At 72.3% G+C, this 15,857-nt stretch carries 21 protein-coding genes; 11 read left to right on the top strand and 10 right to left on the bottom strand.

Annotated elements, in window-relative coordinates:
- Positions 1–2: 2 nt before the first annotated feature.
- Entirely contained in the window at positions 3–512 is a 510-nt protein-coding gene (locus KVS71_RS13525) for a CinA family protein (protein ID WP_217584804.1), read from the bottom strand.
- A 266-nt stretch (positions 513–778) separates the two neighbouring features.
- Here KVS71_RS13525 and KVS71_RS13530 point away from each other — a divergent pair, with 266 nt between their 5' ends.
- On the top strand, positions 779–1,456 hold the full coding sequence (locus KVS71_RS13530; RefSeq protein WP_217584848.1) for a DUF6766 family protein: 678 nt from the start codon (positions 779–781) through the stop codon (positions 1,454–1,456).
- Here KVS71_RS13530 and KVS71_RS13535 read toward each other — a convergent pair.
- Complete coding sequence (locus tag KVS71_RS13535) at positions 1,432–1,965, bottom strand: FHA domain-containing protein (RefSeq protein ID WP_025102489.1); 534 nt, start codon at positions 1,963–1,965, stop codon at positions 1,432–1,434. The two genes, KVS71_RS13530 and KVS71_RS13535, sit on opposite strands and share 25 nt — an antisense overlap.
- 198 nt (positions 1,966–2,163) lie before the next feature.
- Between KVS71_RS13535 and KVS71_RS13540 the strand changes: the two genes are divergently transcribed.
- The 3 genes from KVS71_RS13540 to KVS71_RS13550 all read left to right on the top strand — a co-directional run bounded on the left by KVS71_RS13540 (position 2,164) and on the right by KVS71_RS13550 (position 4,491).
- Complete coding sequence (locus KVS71_RS13540; RefSeq protein WP_025102488.1) at positions 2,164–2,502, top strand: hypothetical protein; 339 nt, start codon at positions 2,164–2,166, stop codon at positions 2,500–2,502.
- 112 nt (positions 2,503–2,614) lie between these two features.
- Positions 2,615–3,514 (top strand): SDR family oxidoreductase, encoded by a 900-nt coding sequence (locus KVS71_RS13545; RefSeq protein ID WP_025102487.1) that lies wholly within the window; start codon positions 2,615–2,617, stop codon positions 3,512–3,514.
- Between the two features lie 59 nt (positions 3,515–3,573).
- Entirely contained in the window at positions 3,574–4,491 is a 918-nt protein-coding gene (locus KVS71_RS13550) for a DMT family transporter (RefSeq protein ID WP_060922821.1), read from the top strand.
- A gap of 22 nt (positions 4,492–4,513) precedes the next feature.
- Here KVS71_RS13550 and KVS71_RS13555 read toward each other — a convergent pair whose 3' ends face one another.
- Both KVS71_RS13555 and KVS71_RS13560 read right to left on the bottom strand, forming a co-directional pair.
- On the bottom strand, positions 4,514–5,278 hold the full coding sequence (locus KVS71_RS13555) for a membrane protein insertase YidC (RefSeq protein ID WP_025102485.1): 765 nt from the start codon (positions 5,276–5,278) through the stop codon (positions 4,514–4,516).
- Positions 5,279–5,342: 64 nt separating this feature from the next.
- The gene (locus tag KVS71_RS13560; RefSeq protein WP_144882279.1) at positions 5,343–5,615 is read right to left on the bottom strand and encodes a DUF6412 domain-containing protein; all 273 of its coding nucleotides are present in this window, start codon (positions 5,613–5,615) and stop codon (positions 5,343–5,345) included.
- A 93-nt stretch (positions 5,616–5,708) separates the two neighbouring features.
- On the opposite strand from KVS71_RS13560, the gene KVS71_RS13565 reads away from it, so the two are divergent.
- Genes KVS71_RS13565 through KVS71_RS13575 form a run of 3 tightly spaced genes read left to right on the top strand, consistent with a single transcriptional unit; the run spans position 5,709 to position 7,421 of the window.
- Entirely contained in the window at positions 5,709–6,746 is a 1,038-nt protein-coding gene (locus KVS71_RS13565; RefSeq protein WP_025102483.1) for a nitronate monooxygenase family protein, read from the top strand.
- A gap of 31 nt (positions 6,747–6,777) precedes the next feature.
- Entirely contained in the window at positions 6,778–7,035 is a 258-nt protein-coding gene (locus KVS71_RS13570; protein WP_025102482.1) for a type II toxin-antitoxin system Phd/YefM family antitoxin, read from the top strand.
- A complete protein-coding gene (locus KVS71_RS13575; RefSeq protein WP_025102481.1) occupies positions 7,032–7,421 on the top strand; it encodes a type II toxin-antitoxin system VapC family toxin in 390 nt (129 codons plus the stop codon). The genes KVS71_RS13570 and KVS71_RS13575 overlap by 4 nt, the downstream gene beginning before the upstream one ends.
- A gap of 11 nt (positions 7,422–7,432) precedes the next feature.
- Here KVS71_RS13575 and purU read toward each other — a convergent pair whose 3' ends face one another.
- Entirely contained in the window at positions 7,433–8,284 is an 852-nt protein-coding gene (gene purU / locus KVS71_RS13580; protein ID WP_062632982.1) for a formyltetrahydrofolate deformylase, read from the bottom strand.
- Positions 8,285–8,367: 83 nt separating this feature from the next.
- Between purU and KVS71_RS13585 the strand changes: the two genes are divergently transcribed.
- On the top strand, positions 8,368–9,582 hold the full coding sequence (locus KVS71_RS13585; RefSeq protein ID WP_217584805.1) for a cation:proton antiporter: 1,215 nt from the start codon (positions 8,368–8,370) through the stop codon (positions 9,580–9,582).
- Positions 9,579–10,049, top strand: coding sequence for a glutaminase (locus KVS71_RS13590; protein WP_217584806.1), 471 nt, complete (start codon positions 9,579–9,581; stop codon positions 10,047–10,049). The genes KVS71_RS13585 and KVS71_RS13590 overlap by 4 nt, the downstream gene beginning before the upstream one ends.
- Positions 10,050–10,051: 2 nt before the next feature.
- Here the strand turns inward: KVS71_RS13590 and KVS71_RS13595 are convergent, their stop codons facing one another.
- The 4 genes from KVS71_RS13595 to KVS71_RS13610 are packed head-to-tail and all read right to left on the bottom strand — an operon-like array spanning position 10,052 to position 13,403.
- Positions 10,052–10,768 (bottom strand): GMP synthase, encoded by a 717-nt coding sequence (locus KVS71_RS13595; protein ID WP_217584807.1) that lies wholly within the window; start codon positions 10,766–10,768, stop codon positions 10,052–10,054.
- Between the two features lie 40 nt (positions 10,769–10,808).
- Entirely contained in the window at positions 10,809–11,558 is a 750-nt protein-coding gene (locus KVS71_RS13600; protein ID WP_025102476.1) for a LysR substrate-binding domain-containing protein, read from the bottom strand.
- A gap of 10 nt (positions 11,559–11,568) precedes the next feature.
- A complete protein-coding gene (locus KVS71_RS13605) occupies positions 11,569–11,844 on the bottom strand; it encodes a hypothetical protein (protein WP_217584808.1) in 276 nt (91 codons plus the stop codon).
- Positions 11,841–13,403, bottom strand: coding sequence for a PspC domain-containing protein (locus tag KVS71_RS13610; RefSeq protein ID WP_217584809.1), 1,563 nt, complete (start codon positions 13,401–13,403; stop codon positions 11,841–11,843). Before KVS71_RS13610 ends, KVS71_RS13605 begins: the two co-directional genes overlap by 4 nt.
- Positions 13,404–13,517: 114 nt before the next feature.
- Here KVS71_RS13610 and KVS71_RS13615 point away from each other — a divergent pair, with 114 nt between their 5' ends.
- Positions 13,518–14,744 (top strand): ATP-binding protein, encoded by a 1,227-nt coding sequence (locus KVS71_RS13615; RefSeq protein ID WP_060922615.1) that lies wholly within the window; start codon positions 13,518–13,520, stop codon positions 14,742–14,744.
- A complete protein-coding gene (locus KVS71_RS13620) occupies positions 14,737–15,396 on the top strand; it encodes a response regulator transcription factor (protein ID WP_025102472.1) in 660 nt (219 codons plus the stop codon). Before KVS71_RS13615 ends, KVS71_RS13620 begins: the two co-directional genes overlap by 8 nt.
- 6 nt (positions 15,397–15,402) lie before the next feature.
- Here KVS71_RS13620 and KVS71_RS13625 read toward each other — a convergent pair whose 3' ends face one another.
- Positions 15,403–15,810 carry a DapH/DapD/GlmU-related protein gene (locus KVS71_RS13625; protein WP_025102471.1) on the bottom strand — a complete coding sequence of 136 codons (408 nt, stop codon included), beginning with the start codon at positions 15,808–15,810 and terminating at the stop codon, positions 15,403–15,405.
- Positions 15,811–15,857: the final 47 nt, after the last annotated feature.

Consider the following 15,857-nt stretch of genomic DNA (forward strand, 5'->3'; position numbering starts at 1 on the left):
CCTCAGTCGGACCCGGTGCGCCGTGGCCCTGCGGGGTGCAGCCCCTCGGCGTGGAAGGCGAGCAGTCGCACCGCGGCGTCGACGCTCGCCGCCAGGATCTCGTCCGGGTCACCGGTCAGGGCCAGCCTCCGGTGCCCGGCGTCGTCGGCGGTCGCCCAGCCGAGGTAGACCGTGCCCGCGGGATGACCACCCTCCGGACCGGGCCCGCCCACGCCGGTCGTCGAGACGCAGATGTCGGCGTCGAAGAGCTCCCGTGCGCCCCGGGCGAGCTGCTCCGCGCAGGCTGCGGAGGTCGGGTCGGTGCCCGGGGTGAGCCCCAGCACCCTCTCCTTGACCTCCGTGAAGTACGCGACGATGCCGCCGGCGAACCAGCCCGAAGCGCCCTCGCCGGCACCGATCGTGTTCGCGAGGCGTCCGGAGGTGAGCGACTCCGCCACGCTCACGCGCAGACCTCGACTGCGGGCGAGCTCGCCCAGGTGGTCGAGGTCAGGGGTCTCGTTCGGTGCGGTCATCGGGGCGCTCCTCTCGTCGGTTCCCCTACGCTACGGACCCCGCGGCGCCCTGTCGCAGGGGATTGACAACGGCGTCCGCGTCAAGCCCCTGGAGGGCCGTCCTCCTTGGCGCCATCGTCGAGGCGAGTCACACCGACGAAGGAGGCGGACATGACGGAGGATGCGCGGGACACCGCGGGAATGCGGGCGGTCTTCTGGATCTGGGCGGGGATCATCGGCGTCGGTCTCGCCGTGATGATCGGCCTGCCGCTGGGAGGGCGATGACGATGGGCTCGCGCATCAAGGACCACGCCCTCAGCCTCTTCTTCCTCGCCCTCTTCGTGCTGGCTCTGGCAGGCCAGGCCGTCGCCGGCTACCTCCGCAACAACGACGAGCTCCTCGATCATGGGCAGCCGACGATCGGCTTCGGAGACTTCCTCTGGTCGTCCGACTTCGCGGTCGACGTCGCCGAGAACTGGCAGTCGGAGTTCCTGCAGTTCTTCCTCTTCATCGCCGCGACGATCTGGTTCGTGCAGAAGGGCTCGCCGGAGTCGAAGAAGCCCGGCGACGAGGGACCGGGCAGCGACGCGGATCAGCTCGTCGGCGCGCACGCCCGCCCGGACTCTCCGCGGTGGGCCCGGGCGGGCGGGTGGCGATCGGCGGTGTTCGGCAACTCGCTGCTGCTCGTGATGGGGGTGGTGTTCGTGCTGTCCTGGCTCGCGCAGTCGCTCGCCGGGACAGTGGTGATGAACGAGGAGAATGCGATGCACGGCCTCGCCGCGATCACCTGGGGCGACTACGTGACCAGCTCGGATTTCTGGGACCGCACGCTGCAGAACTGGCAGTCCGAGTTCCTCGCGGTGGGGACGATGGTCGCGTTCGCGATCTACCTCCGTCAGCGAGGGTCAGCGGAGTCGAAGCCCGTCGGCACCCCGCACCATCAGTCGGCCTTGGAATCCGACTGAGACCGCTCGTCGTTGACGTCGGCCTGCGACAGCCGCTCGTCGTCGGCGTCGTAGCCCGCGCGCGCCTCCTGCAGCGGCTGGTCGGAGTACTCGCCGCCCTGGCGTCCGCCGAAGGGACGGCCGTGGTCGGCGAACTCGTCGCGGGCGAAGACCAGCTCCCACGGGCCCACCGTGAAGCGCGATCCGGTGCGCAGCGTCTCGGTGCGCTCGCCGGGGTGGGTCGCGTCGGCGTCGGGGTTGGAGTTCATCTCGCCGTCGGCGTGCAGGGTCACGACGTACTCGTCGCGGTCGTCATGCACGACCGTCGCGTGCACCGGCTCGGTGTCGGCGAGGCGCAGCTCGTTCCCGGCGGCCGATCCGATGCGGACCTCCTCCATGTCGAGCGCGAACTCGGTGCGCTCGTCGTCGCGCCGTACGCGCAGTCGCGGGTTGCCCGCGCCGCGCTCGGCGTGGGTGGTGCCGGGCGTGTAGCCCTCCTCGGGACGGTCGTCGATGTGGCGGTCAGTCATGGCGGTGCCCTCCTCGGGTGTCGATGATTCGAGGCTAATCGCCGCGCGGATCGCGCGCAGGGCCTTGACTTCGACGCGCGCATCGCCCTCCGAGGCTGATTTGCCGTGCGCCCCGTCCGAGGGCTTACCCTCTACCCATAGGCCGATCCCGGCAGTGTCCGCCGGGCTGAGGACCACCCGACCGAGGAGCATCACCCGATGGGCAAGTTCATCTACGAAGGCAGCGTGAAGACCGAGATCGAGGATCGGGCGCTCACGCACCTGCAGCTCGTCATCACGGCCAAGCTGCGTCGCGGCGAGCCGTTCCCGTTCAGCTGGCGCGAGGACGCCAGCGTCGGCGGTGGCCGGACCACCGTCTGGATCCAGCCGGGCAGCTCGCTCGTCTTCAAGTACTTCGGCAGCCGCCAGCCCGCCGTCAACCGGGCGTGGGTCGAAGCGCTCGCCTTCACCGCGAACTCCCCGAGCGGGCTCTACCTCGTCCCCGAGCCCGCCGAGGGTGCCGAGCCCCCGCACGGCGAGGTCCCCTCCGCGGGCTGACACCCGCTTTCGCGGAGACCGCCCCGGGCTGTCAACCCCCTGCCGTCCGCCCTCCGAAGCCGCGAGGCTCGATCACGACCCGATCGACAGCCCCATGACAGGAGGAGCGGATATGACCGACACCACCCGCGACGGCGGCCTCACCGACCCCCGACACGCCCACCACGAGGACGGCTTCCCGGCGCAGAGCCAGGACCAGCCGGGCCTGACCGAGAAGACGACCCCGGAGCCGGACCACGGCGAGCAGTCCTACGTCGGCCACGGGCGGCTCGAGGGACGGCGCGCTCTCATCACCGGCGGTGATTCCGGCATCGGACGGGCGGTCGCGATCGCCTTCGCCCGCGAGGGTGCCGACGTGGCCATCGTGCACATGCCCGAGGAGCAGGCGGACGCGGAGGAGACGCTCGCGCTCGTCCGCGAAGCCGGTCGCACCGGCGTCAGCATCCCGGGCGACGTGCGTGAGGAGGCCTTCGCGACCGACGCCGTGCATCGTGCGCGTCGCGAGCTCGGCGGCCTCGACGTGCTCGTGCTCAACGCGGCCTATCAGCACGACATCGACGGCTTCGAGAACCTCGATACCGAGAAGATGCGCCGCGTGTTCGACACGAACCTCGCCGGCCTCGTCTTCTCGGCCCGGGCTGCGTTCCCCGACCTCGAGCCGGGATCCAGCATCATCGTGACCTCGTCGGTGCAATCGGCGCAGCCCTCGCCGGGACTCATCGACTACGCCATGACGAAGGCGGCCCAGGTCGCGTTCGTCAAGGCGCTCGCGGAGGAGGCCGGTCCGCGCGGGGTGCGCGTCAACGCCGTCGCGCCGGGGCCGATCTGGACGCCGCTGATCCCCGCGACCGGATGGGGGCCGGAGCGCCTGGAGACGTTCGGTCAGGACACCCCGCTCGGACGCGCGGGGCAGCCCGCAGAACTCGCCGGTGCGTACGTGTACCTCGCCTCGGCGGAGTCGTCGTACGTCTCCGGCGCGGTGCTCGCGGTGACGGGTGGCAAGCCGCTCTGATCCGCGCGAGGACGGCGCAGGCGGCGGGGAGGCAGGGCCCCGCCGCCTAAGCTTGTCTGGTGCAGAGACCCGCGGCATCCGGACCCCTCGTGGGCGTCGCGCTCGTCATCGGATCCTGCCTCTCGCTGCCGTTCGGCGCCGCCGTGGCCGCACAGCTCTTCCCCGTCCTCGGGCCGTGGGGCGTGACGTCGCTCCGCGTCGCGATCGCCGCGCTGCTGCTGGTCGTCATCGTGCGCCCCCGGCCCCGCGCCTGGACCCGGTCGCAGTGGCTCGCCGCCGTGCTGTTCGGGGTGTCGCTGGCCGCGATGAACGGGTTCTTCTATGCGGCCATCGACCGCATCCCCCTGGGGCCGGCCGTGGCCATCGAGTTCCTCGGGCCGCTCGTGCTCGCCGCCGTGCTGACCCGTCGTCTCGCCGACGCGGTCTGGGTGGGCGTGGCCCTGCTGGGCATGGCGCTGCTCGGGGTCGACGGCCTCGTCGGCGCCGAACCCCTCGATCCGCTCGGCGTGGTCTTCATCCTCGTCGCGGCCGGATTCTGGGTCATGTACATCCGGATGAGCGCGCGCGTCGGCGCCCTCATCCCCGGCAGCAGCGGGCTCGCGATGGGGCTCGTCGTCGCGGCCGTGCTCCTCATCCCCGTGGGCGTGCCGGCGGCGGCGACGGTGGCGCTGGACCCGCAGCTCCTCCTGCTCGCGGCGGTCACCGCGGTGCTGTCGTCGGTCATCCCGTACAGCTTCGAGCTCGCAGCGCTCCGCCGGCTCCCGCAGCGGGTGTTCGGCGTGCTGCTGAGCCTGGAGCCCGCGTTCGCGACCCTCGCCGGGTGGCTCATCCTCGGACAGGACGCCACGCCGCTGCGGCTGCTCGCGGTGGCGCTCGTGATCGCCGCGAGCGTGGGGACGACGCTGGGCGTGCGCCGCGACCGGAGGGGCGACGGCCCCGCGGGGCCGTTCACCGCGCCGATCCCGCTTCCCGACTGACATCCCTCCGATCGGGCGGCTCTCACGCCCGGACGGCCACCGGCTCCGGCAGCGGGTAACGGCGGCGCAGGATCACCCGCTGCACGAGGGTCCACACCACCGTGACCGTGAGGTACAGCGCGGCGGCCAGGGGCACGAAGGCCGCGAAGACCGCGGTGAGGTAGTGCAGCGCCGACATCATCCGGAGCACGCCGGGGGAGCTGAGCGGGGAGTCGTCGCCCTCGACGGGGACCGGTCGGAACACCCGCCGGGTGACATCGGCGACGGCGATCATCACGGCCAGCAGCACGCCGAAGACCGCGAACGTCGCCGGGGTCGCGGTGCCGCCGAACAGCGCCGACACCAGGCTCGTGCCGAGCGGGGCGCCGAAGAGGTCGTGGGTGAGCAGCTCGTTCGGGTGCCCGGCGATCTCCGGTCGCAGGAACAGTGTGTAGAGCAGGCCGACGACCGGTGCCTGTGCCAGCACGGGCAGCATCCCGGCGAAGGGCGAGGTGTTCTCGGCGCGGTAGAGCGCCATCATCTCCTGCTGCAGGCGCTCCGGGTTCTTCCGGTGGCGCTGCTGCAGCGCGCGCAGCTTCGGGGCGAGGCGGGCCCTGGTCTGCTCGGCTCGGGCCTGGGAGATGCCGACGGGGATGAGGAGGGCGCGCACGAGGAGGGTCACGAGGACCACGGCGAGGGCGGCGGCGGAGGGTCCGGCGAGGGGTTCGAGAAGGGTGGAGAGGCCGTTCAGGGCACCGTAGGCGGCGTCCAGGAGCGCGGCGAGGGGAGGGAAGGCGAAGATGTCCACGGGCAGGTCCGTTCGATGAGGTCGGGAGGGGTCGGCGAAGGCCGCGCGGTCCCGGTCGGACGGGCTACGCGGCGGTCGAGGCTCCCGGCGCTCGCGGACGAGGGTGTCCCGCGGCATCCGGATCGCTCTGCGGGAGGAGCGTTCCGACATCGATCGCCCGCAGCGGGTGCGGGGCATCGGCGGAGGTCTGGTGGCGCACGCTCAGCGCGAGCGAGAGCGTGAGGACCGTGACGGCGAGCAGCGCGATCGCGAGGCCGAGCGCGGCGGCATCCGGCATCGTCACGAGGCCGATCGCGGCCGCGACGAAGCCGAGCATCTGCCCGAACCACTCACTCATCCCGCGAGCTTACCCCGTTCGAATCGCCCGAATTGCTGTATCCGGGCCGCCGATGGAGCCATTCAGGCGATTCGAAGGGCGTACGGTCGGGGTATGGCGACAGAACTTCTGGGAGTCGAGCATCCGATCGTGCTGGGACCGTTCGGGGGGAGCTCGTCGGTGGCGCTGACGGCGGCGGTGAGCGCGGCCGGCGGGCTGGGATCGTACGGGCTGTACGGCTACGACGGCGACCGGATCCGCGCTGTCGGAGCCGAACTGCACCGCGCCACCGACCGTCCGTTCGCCTTGAACATCTGGCTGCCCGTGGGGGACGAGGTCGCGCCGAACCCGCAGCACGCGGTCTTCGCCCAGGCGCTGGAGCCGTTCTACGAGGCCGTCGGGGTTCCGGTGCCGGCCCGGCCCGAGCGCTACGTACCCGAGCTCGACGAACAGCTCGACGCGATCTGGGAGGTCGCCCCGGCTGTGCTGAGCGTGGTGTTCGGGGTGCCGTCCGCCGCTCTCGTCGCCGAGGCCCGCGACCGCGGCATCCGCATCGTCGGCACCGCCACCACCGTCGCGGAAGCCGTCGCGCTCGCCGAGGCCGGAGTCGATGCGGTCGTCGCCTCGGGAGCCGAGGCGGCCGGGCACCGCGTGTCCTTCCTCCGTCCCGCTGCCGAGTCGCTCGTGGGCACCGTCGCGCTCGTGCCGCAGATCGTGGACGCGGTCGACGTGCCCGTCATCGCCGCGGGCGGGATCGCGGACCGCCGCGGGGTCGCTGCGGCCTTCGCCCTCGGTGCCTCCGGCGTGCAGGTGGGGACGGCGTTCCTCGCGACCGCCGAGTCCGCCGCGACGGCAGCGCACCGCGACGCCATCCGGACCACCGCCGCCGACCAGACCGTGCTGACCAGGGCGATGAGCGGACGCCTCGCCCGCGGAGCCCGCAACCGCGCGGTGCGGGCGATCGAGGCCAGCGGCACGATCGCCCCGTTCCCGATGCAGAACTGGCTCACCGGGCGCTTCCGCGCGGCGGCAGGGGAGCAGAACCTGGGCGAGCTGCAGTCGCTGTGGATGGGCCAGGCCGCCCCGCTCGCGCGCGGGACCACCGCTGCCGACGTCTTCGCGGAGCTCGCCGCCGGAGTCCCCGGCCGGTGAGGAACGCCAGGTTCCTGGCTAGAATGGCGTCATGTCCACGCAGAACGTCTTGGAAGCGCGAAACAACCTCTCGCGCCTGATCGCCGAGTCTCAGGCGGGTGAGGACGTGGTCATCACGAAGCGGGGCACTCCGGTCGCCCGTCTGGTCCCCATCGGTCCGGTCGACGTGGTGCGGAGCGGCCGCCTCCTCGTCGAGTGGATCGAACAGCATCCGCTTCCGCCCCGGCTCGCTCGGACCGCCGAGGAGCTGGACGCACAGGTCGCCGAGAACCGGGACGCCTGGGAATGATCTATCTCGACTCGTGCATCCTCATCTACGCCATCGAGGACCGCGGTCCGAGGGGCGATGCCGTGCGTCGGGCACTCCGCGACGTCGATGACGAGGTGGCGTCGAGTCCGCTGGCGCTCCACGAATGCCTCGTGCTCCCCGCCCGCGAGCGCAATCCGGAGCTCCGTGACCGGTACCTGGCTCTCTTCGAGCGGATGGAGATCGTGGCGCTCGATACGGCCGCGTTCGTCCGGTCGGCCGAGCTCCGGGCCGACTTCGGCCTGAAGACCCCGGACGCGCTGCACCTCGCCGCCGCCCAGCTGTCGGGGTGCACGGAGCTGTGGACGAACGACAAGCGCCTCGCCGCCGCGTCGCATGGGCTCGCCGTGGACATCCTCGACCGCTGAGCGGCCGGGCGCTAGAGGATGACGGTCGAGCGGCCGTGCACGATCACGCGGTCCTCGGCATGCCACTGCACGGCCCGGGCCAGCACCAGACGCTCGACGTCAGCGCCCCGGCTCTGCAGCTCTGCCGCGGACTCCGAGTGCGTGACCCGCGTGACGTCCTGCTCGATGATCGGCCCCTCGTCGAGGTCGGCCGTGGCGTAGTGCGCCGTGGCCCCGATCAGCTTCACGCCGCGCTCCTTCGCCCTGGCGTAGGGGTTCGCGCCGATGAACGCGGGCAGGAACGAGTGGTGGATGTTGATGACGGGGGCTTCGAGGCGCGTGATGAAGTCGTCGCTGAGGATCTGCATGTACCGGGCGAGCACGACGAGGTCGACGTTGCCGCGGAGGAGGTCGAGCTGACGCTCCTCCATCGCCTGCTTGTCCGTCGACGGGATGTGCACGAACGGCACTCCGAAGGAGCGGACGGCCTCGGCGAGGTCGGGGTGGTTCGAGACGACCATGGTGATGTCGATGTCGAGCTGACCCCGCTGCGTGCGCCACAGCAGCTCCATCAGGCAGTGGTCGTACTTCGACACGAAGATCGCCACGCGCTTGCGGCGGGCGACGTCGTGCAGCGACCACTCCATGCCGAAGCGCTCGGCGACCGTCGCGATGTCGGCCTCCAGCGCGGGGCGCGCGGCGGCCAGCCCGTCGAGGTGGATGACGGTGCGCTGGAAGAACCGCCCGCCCTCGGAGTCGGTCGAGTGCTGGTCGAGCGAGATGATGTTGGCCCCGTGCTGGGCGAGCACGCCGGCGACCGCGGCGACGATGCCGGGCTGGTCGTCGCAGGCGATCAGCAGGCGGGCGGTATCGGGCTGGGTCATGGCTGCTCCTCGGGGTGTGCATCGATTCTGCCGTGCCGCGCGGGTGGGGAGCGAATCGCCCGCGGCGTCGCTACCCTGAGACCGTGGATGCGAGCGACATCGGACTGGTGCTGATCCCCCTGCTGGCGGTGGCCGCGCCGTTGCTCGCCCGCGGGGTGCGTCCGCTCGTCCGGGTGCCGATCGTCGTGTTCGAGCTCGTCCTCGGCATCCTCGCCGGGCCGGCTGTGCTCGGCTGGGTCGAGCCCGGTCCGCTGCTGGAGAAGCTCAGCGACTTCGGGCTCGCTGTGCTGTTCTTCGTCGCCGGGTCCGAGATCGACTTCCGCCAGGTGGCCGGCAAGCCCCTCGCCCGGGCGTCGCTGGGCTGGCTGCTCAGCGTCGTGCTCGGCATCGGGCTCGGGTTCTTCTTCGCCCCTGGCGAGGGCATGGTCGTCATCGGGATCGCGCTGAGCTCGACCGCCCTCGGCACGCTGATGCCGATCCTGCGCGACGCGAAGGAGCTGGACACCCCGTTCGGCCGTGCCATCAGCACCATCGGCGCCGTGGGGGAGTTCCTGCCGCTGATCGCGATCTCGATCTTCCTCAGCACTCGGACGACGCCCTTGGCCACCGCGGTGCTGCTGACCTTCGTCGTGCTGGCGGGACTCGCCGTCCTCGTCGCGCACCGGGTGCCGCACGGGCGCCTGCACGGCATCGTGCGCGCGACCCTCCACACCTCCGACCAGTTCGGGGTGCGCTTCGTGATCCTCCTCATCGCGGCCCTCGTCGGCCTCAGCGTCATGCTCGACCTCGACATGCTCCTGGGAGCGTTCGTCGCCGGTGCGATCTGGCGCATCATCATGGCCAGGGCCCCGGAGAAGGATGCCGAAGAGGTCGAGAGCAAGATCGAGGGCCTGGCTTTCGGCTTCCTCGTGCCGGTGTTCTTCCTCTACACGGGGGTGACCTTCGACCTGCAGGCGCTGCTGACGTCTCCTTCGGCGATGTCCCTGGTGCCGGTGTTCCTGCTGGCGCTCCTGGTGATCCGCGGTTCGGCCGCCCAGCTCTCCGCCCCGGCGGGCGCGAGCGGACGTGACCGCGCCGCGCTCGGCCTGCTCGCGGCCACCGGGCTGCCGATCATCGTCGCGGTCACCGCGATCGGCGTGGACCAGGACATGCTCGACTCCGGGACCGCGGCCGCGCTCGTCGGGGCGGGCATGCTGTCGGTGCTCCTGTACCCGCTGATCGGGATGACGCTACGTGGCGATCGCGCTCAGGTCGCCGGCCCGCGCCTCGCCGACCAGACGACGCTGGGGGAGCTGTGACCACCGCCTCCGCCCTGCTGACCCAGGCCGTGCAGGAGCTCGCCGGTGCACCCCGCGAGGAGCTCGGAGAGGAGAAGGACTCGCGCTGGCGCGGGCGGCGGATCGTCCGTGTCGGCGAGGCCTGGCACCTCGGCGTCATCCTGCTCACCGACACGCATACCTTGGCGACGGCGGAGGTGCTCCGCGCGGCGGACCCGGGGCGTCGGGGATACACCGCCGAGTCGGCACGCGCACGGGCCGAGCGCCGGGCCCTCGCCCTCCGCGGCGGCTTCCGCGAAGGGGATGTCGTGCACGTTGGCTGGAGCGTGATCGACGTCGATGCGGTCGACGCCGGAGGCTCCTCCGGTCCGCTCACGCTCCTCGACGGCGTGCCGTCGGTGCGCTGGAGTCAGGCGGGCGGTTTCATGCCGCTGGACGCCTACCTGCGCGAGCGCATCCCGCTGCTCCGCGGCGACGCGCCGTCCTGATCTCAGCCGAACAGCTCGGCGAAGCGGCGGAGCAGGGCGGCACCCTCGGTGACCGAGGCTGCGAGGACCTCCTGCTGCACCGCGTCGAACTGCGCCGGATCGAAGTACCCCGTCGTGCGATAGAACGTCATCCGATCGGCGAAGTCGCGCGGCGTCGGCTCGGGATGGAACTGTGCGGCGTACAGGTGCGTCCCCACCCGGTAGGCCTGCACGGGGCAGGCCGCTTTGGTGGCGAGCAGAACGGCCCCCGGCGGAGTCGTCGCGGCGCTCTCCTTATGCGCGGTGAAGACGGTGAGTGCCGGACCGGACGGGCCGAACACGGGATCGACGGCGCCCTCCGGTGTCGTCTCGATGACCGTCGCGCTCGCCGCCTCCGGCATGGTCGTCACGACCTCGCCGCCGAGGAGCCGGGTGAGCACCCCGATGCTGAAGCACGTGAAGAAGGCGGCGATCCGCTGTTCCCGTGCGGCGTGGGCGAGCGTCTCCAGATCGGCCTCCACCCGCCGCTGCACCGCAGTCTTCTCGACGTCGGTGACGTTGAAGGGAGAACCGCCGACGACGACGCCGCGGTAGCGGTCGAGGTGGGCTTCGGTCAGCGGCTCGTGCAGCAGATCGAGACGATCGACCACGTCGACTCCGAGCGCCCGCCGGAACGAGGCGTGCTCGGCATCCGCCGCCCCGGTCTCGGGTCGCACGCAGACGTAGAGAAGCGAGGCCATCAGGCGATTCTAACGAGGGGGAGGGTCCGGTCCTGACGGCTCAGCGGGACGAGTTCGCGGTGCGTCCTCGGACGATGCCGACGAACGTCTCGACGTCGGGCGTGGTCCGGTCGCGCGGCCAGGCGAGGGCCACGGTCGAGACCGGGCCGTCGGCGAGGACGCGGTAGTCGGCGTCCTTCCGGTGGTGCAGTCGGGCCAGTGACATCGGCACGAGGACGATGCCGACACCCGTCGCCGCCGTGGCGATCGCGTCGGCGGTCGGCAGGGGTCCGACGCGTGCGGGGATGGTGCCCGGCACCTGCACCGGCCCGAGCACGTCGTCGGACAGGGAGTGCAGCACCTCGCCGTCGAGGTCGGCGGTCGTCAGCTCGTCCGCCGCGAGCAGGTGCGAATCGGTCGAGGCCACGACGACCGGGACCTCGTCGTACAGCGGGATGACGTGCAGGGCGTCGTCGTCCAGCGGGAGGCGCACGAGGGCGGCGTCGAGATCGTCGAGCGCCTCTCGCTGCCCGGCTACCTCGATCGGGACGAGTTCGAGGGCCACGTGGGGCAGTCGCCGCTTCCACGTGTCGATCCACTTGCCCGGCGTCGCTCCGGGCACGGCACCGAGGCGGAACGTCCGCGGCTCCTCGGGTGCGGCGGTCGGAGCGTCGAACACGACCTTCTCGGCGCGGGGTGAGCGGCGCGGAGCCGGCTTCCCCTGCCGTGAGCCGCCGCCCGCGGCACGGCCCCGGTGGGCGGGTGAGCCCTTGCCGGAGCCCTTCGCGGGTCGTCGTCCCTGGTGCGCCATGGGATCCAGGCTACTCGGCGTGCTCCGGGTCCTCGGCGGGGGAGTACCGCTGGGTCCGCCGGACCAGTCCGGCGACACCGCCGACGAGGAACAAGGCCCCCGCCGTGAGGAGCACGATCGTGAGCAGGGTGGCGGGGGTCATCGTCCCCACGCCGTCGGCCAGCGCGGCGCGGCGCTCCGCATCCGTGAGGAACCACAGCGCCCCCGCGGCGATCGCGGCGAAGGTCGTGCCCCAGATGATGGATGCCCAGCGCACCCGGGGTGCGGTGATGGTCTCGGTGCTCATTCCTGGCCCTCCTCGGGCTCTTGCAGGGTCACGACGATGACGCCGCTCGCCTGGTCGATGGTCACGGGCTGGATCGTGGAGGGACTGCCCTCCTCGGCGGAGATGTTCGCGGCGAGGACGTTCTCGTCACCCCGCGGCGTGGCGGCGATGACGCCGGTGTCCATGACCATCGGGTCTTCCGGATCGACGCGGAGCCAGCTCACCTCCACCCCGTCGCCCACAGTGCCGCGGAGCTGCAGCTGCACGCCGGCATCGACGAAGATCTCGGTCCGCCCCGACCCCTTCTCGATCTCGATGGGGCGGGGGCCGCCGTCGTGCCGGTGGAGCTGCAGGTACAGGTCGCCGAACGGCTGTCGGACGTGCGCCTCCTGGTTGTTCGTGAGCGAGGCGTACCCGAGGGTGAGACCGGGCATCGTGGACAGGAAGCCCGTGAGGAGACCCGCGGCCAGCGTCAGCACGGTGAGGAAGGCCAGGGCGCCACTGCGGCGACGGAGGGCTCCTGCCGTGATCATCGCCAGGGCCAGGACCAGCGCGCCGGACAACAGCCCCAGCGCGCCGCCGAGGGCTTCACCGACGGCGAGTCCCACGCCGGCGCCGACGACGATCGCGAGTCCGAGGGCGGTCATGACGAAGGGGAAGCCGGCGCGCGGATTCGACGCGCGGCGGACGCGTCGGCGCTCCGCGGCTGCGGCGGCGAACACGGCCGCCTCGGCCTGACGCTCCCGGCGGAGCTGGTCGCGTGCGGCGCGCTCCGCATCCTGCTGCTGCCGGCGCCAGGCCTGATCCTGCTCCTTCCAGGCGGCGTGCTGGGCGCGCCAGGTCTCCAGCGCGGCGGGGTCCTGGGTGCCCGGAGGCAGGGGTGCCGGAGGTGCGGGGATGGCGAGGACGTCGGGCCCGATGGTGTCGGCGAGCGGTACCGAGACCGCAGCGTCCGTCGCCGTGGAGGGAATGGCGTCCGCCCCCGTGGCGGGACCCGAACCCGCGTCGGGGGCGGACGCAGCCGGGGCCGCCGGATCGGCGGAAGCCCCCGCCGGATCCGGCGCGGAAGCGCCCGGAGTGCGGCGCGCGGCACGCACGATGAGGAAGAGCAAGGCGGCGGCGAGCACGAGCCCGACCACCCAGGTGAGGGTCGACAGTGCCGACCAGCCGTCGTAGCCGAGGCCGAACAGGCGCCCGGCGACCGGTGCCGTCGGGAAGAGCCCGATTACGGCGAGGGCGAGGATGCCGAGTTGCACGGGGTCGTACCGGCGCTGCAGCAGATCACGCAGATGCACGCGGCCGTCGACGTCCGGCAGCACCGCCCAGGCGAGGGCGTACAGGAACAGGGCCGGAAGACCGAAGAGGGCCGCCACGACGAGGACCCCGCGCACGATCAGCGGATCGATGCGGAGGCGGATCGCGATGCCCGCCGCGACACCGCCGAGCCAGCCGTCGGTGCGCACCACGCCGAGGCCGGCGACCCACAGCAGGAACCGGTCGGCACCGCGCGGCCGGCGGGGGGCTTCCGGTGCCGATGCCTCGTGGTCGGCGGGCGGTGGCGGAGCGGTCGGAATCGTCATGAGTCGATCCTCGCGGTCCGCAGCGCCGCGGGGCCATGGGGGGATCCCCTGAGCGCACCCTGATTCCGCGCCGGGGAGGTCCCGGAGAGGGGAGGCGGATGATTGGATGACGGTATGCCCTCCGCCGTCTCCACGCTCCCCGGCTCCGCGCCGGCGACCGTGCGTCCGGCGCTGACCCGCGACCGCGACGCCCTCGTGACCGGGGTGAGCGCCGGACTCGCACGCCACCTCGGTGTGCGCGTCGGGCTGGTGCGGGCGCTGTTCGTCGCTCTGACGCTCTGCGGCGGTGCGGGCGTGCTCCTGTACGCCTGGTGCTGGACCTTCATGCCGTGGACGGACGGGACGACCGCGCCGACGCGTCGCCTCCCGGTCGCCTGGCTCCTGCTGGTCCCCGCGGCCGTCGGCGCCCTCGTCGTCGTGGTGTGGCGCGGGGGCAGCGACTGGCTGAACGGGTCGATCCCTCCGGGCACGGCGGCCGTGGTCGTCGGCGGCACCACGCTGTGCGCGACCGCCTCCGGGCTGTGGGCGACGCTCATCGATCGCACCGACACGGCCCGCGGCCCTCGGCACACCACCACCGTCCGCATCCTCGCGGTGCTCGTCCTCGGCCTCGTGGTCCTCCTGCTCCTCTCGTGGCCGATCGCGCGCTCGGGTGTCGTGCTCGTGCTGCTCCCGCTGGCCGGGCTGGTGACGGTGGTGGCCTCGGCCCTCATCCCGCGCTGGCGGGAGCTGGCGGGGGAGCGGGTGCGCCGCATCCGGGAGGAGCAGCGCAGCGTCATGGCCGCCCACCTGCACGACTCGGTGCTGCAGACGCTCGCCCTCATCCAGAACCGGGCCGGGGCATCGAGCGAGGCGGCACGGCTGGCCCGCGCGCAGGAGCGGGAGCTGCGTGCCTGGCTGTACGACGGCGATGCTCCGGCGGACAGCGACCTGCCGACCGACCTGCGCGACTACGCCGGAGCGCTCGAGATCGACCACCCGGTCCGGATCGAGGTGGTCTCCGCCGGGCTGTCGGCGGAGCGGGCGAGCGGGGAACTGGCAGCTGCGGCCCGGGAGGCGATGCTGAACGCCGCCCGGCACGCGGGCGGCGAGATCTCCGTCTACATCGAGGGTCGTGTCGACGGGGTCGACGTGTTCGTGCGCGACCGCGGTCCCGGATTCCGGCTCGACGAGGTGCCCGGCGATCGGCTCGGCGTGCGGGAGTCGATCATCGGGCGGTTGCGTCGCGCGGGCGGCACGGGGTCGGTGCGCAGTGACGACGCCGGTACCGAGGTGCATCTGCGCCTGCCCACCATCTCGTCCCCGGAGCGGGGACCGATCCGACAGGAGCCCCGTGGCTGATCCGCTTCGCGTCGTGATCGTCGACGACCACTCCATCTTCCGCTCGGGCCTGCGGGCCGATCTCGATGCGAGCGTGCAGGTCGTGGGCGAGGCGGCGGACGTGCCCTCGGCGATCGCCGTGATCGTGGAGACGGACCCGGACGTGGTGCTCCTCGATGTGCACCTCCCCGGCGGTGAGGGCGACGACGCGACGGGTGGGGAAGCCGTGATCCGAGGGACGCGGCCGACCACGACGCGGTTCCTCGCGCTGAGCGTCTCCGATGCGGCGGCCGACGTCGTCCGGGTCATCCGGGCCGGGGCGCGCGGCTACATCACGAAGGGGTCATCGGGCCGCGAGGTGAGCGAGGCTGTGCGCGCCGTCGCCGAGGGGGACGCGGTGTTCTCGCCGCGGCTCGCGGGATTCGTGCTCGACGCGTTCGGCGCCGTCGCCGGCGAGACCGCCACCGCGACGGACGAGCTCGACCGCCTCTCCTCGCGCGAGCAGGAGGTGATGCGACTGATCGCCCGCGGCTACGCCTACAAGGAAGTCGCCGCCGCGCTGTTCATCTCGATCAAGACCGTCGAGACGCACGTGTCGTCGGTGCTGCGCAAGCTGCAGCTCTCCTCCCGCCACGAGCTCACCGCCTGGGCGTCGGAGCGGCGCCTGCTCTGAGAGCGGTCAGGCCGCCAGCCAGAGACCCTTCTGATCGGTGGCGACGGTGAGCCCCGCCGCGACCGTCTCGTCGTCGCCGATGCGGGCGCCTCGCACGATGCGCGCGCCGGCGCCGATGTCGGTGCGGACTCCCACGTGCGCGTGATCTCCGACCGCCGCGCCCTGGCCGACGTGCGCGTGGGCGTCGATGTACGCGCCCTCGCCGATCACGGCGTCCTCGTCCACCCACGCACCGCGGGCGACGATGGCCCCCGCTCCGACGCGTGCTCCCGGTTCGATGTAGGCTCCCGCCTCGATGTGCGCCTTCGGATGCACCTTGGCGCCATGCGCGACGAGACCGCGACCGTTGGCGTGCTTGCGGTACCGCAGCGTCGCTCCGTGGTCGTTCTCGATGTCGACGTAGTTCTTGCCCACGATTCCTCCCGTGCTCCGGAGTTCTCCGGATATATCAACAACCACGG

Source organism: Microbacterium sp. GbtcB4 (assembly GCF_019091465.1).
Lineage (GTDB): Bacteria > Actinomycetota > Actinomycetes > Actinomycetales > Microbacteriaceae > Microbacterium > Microbacterium paraoxydans.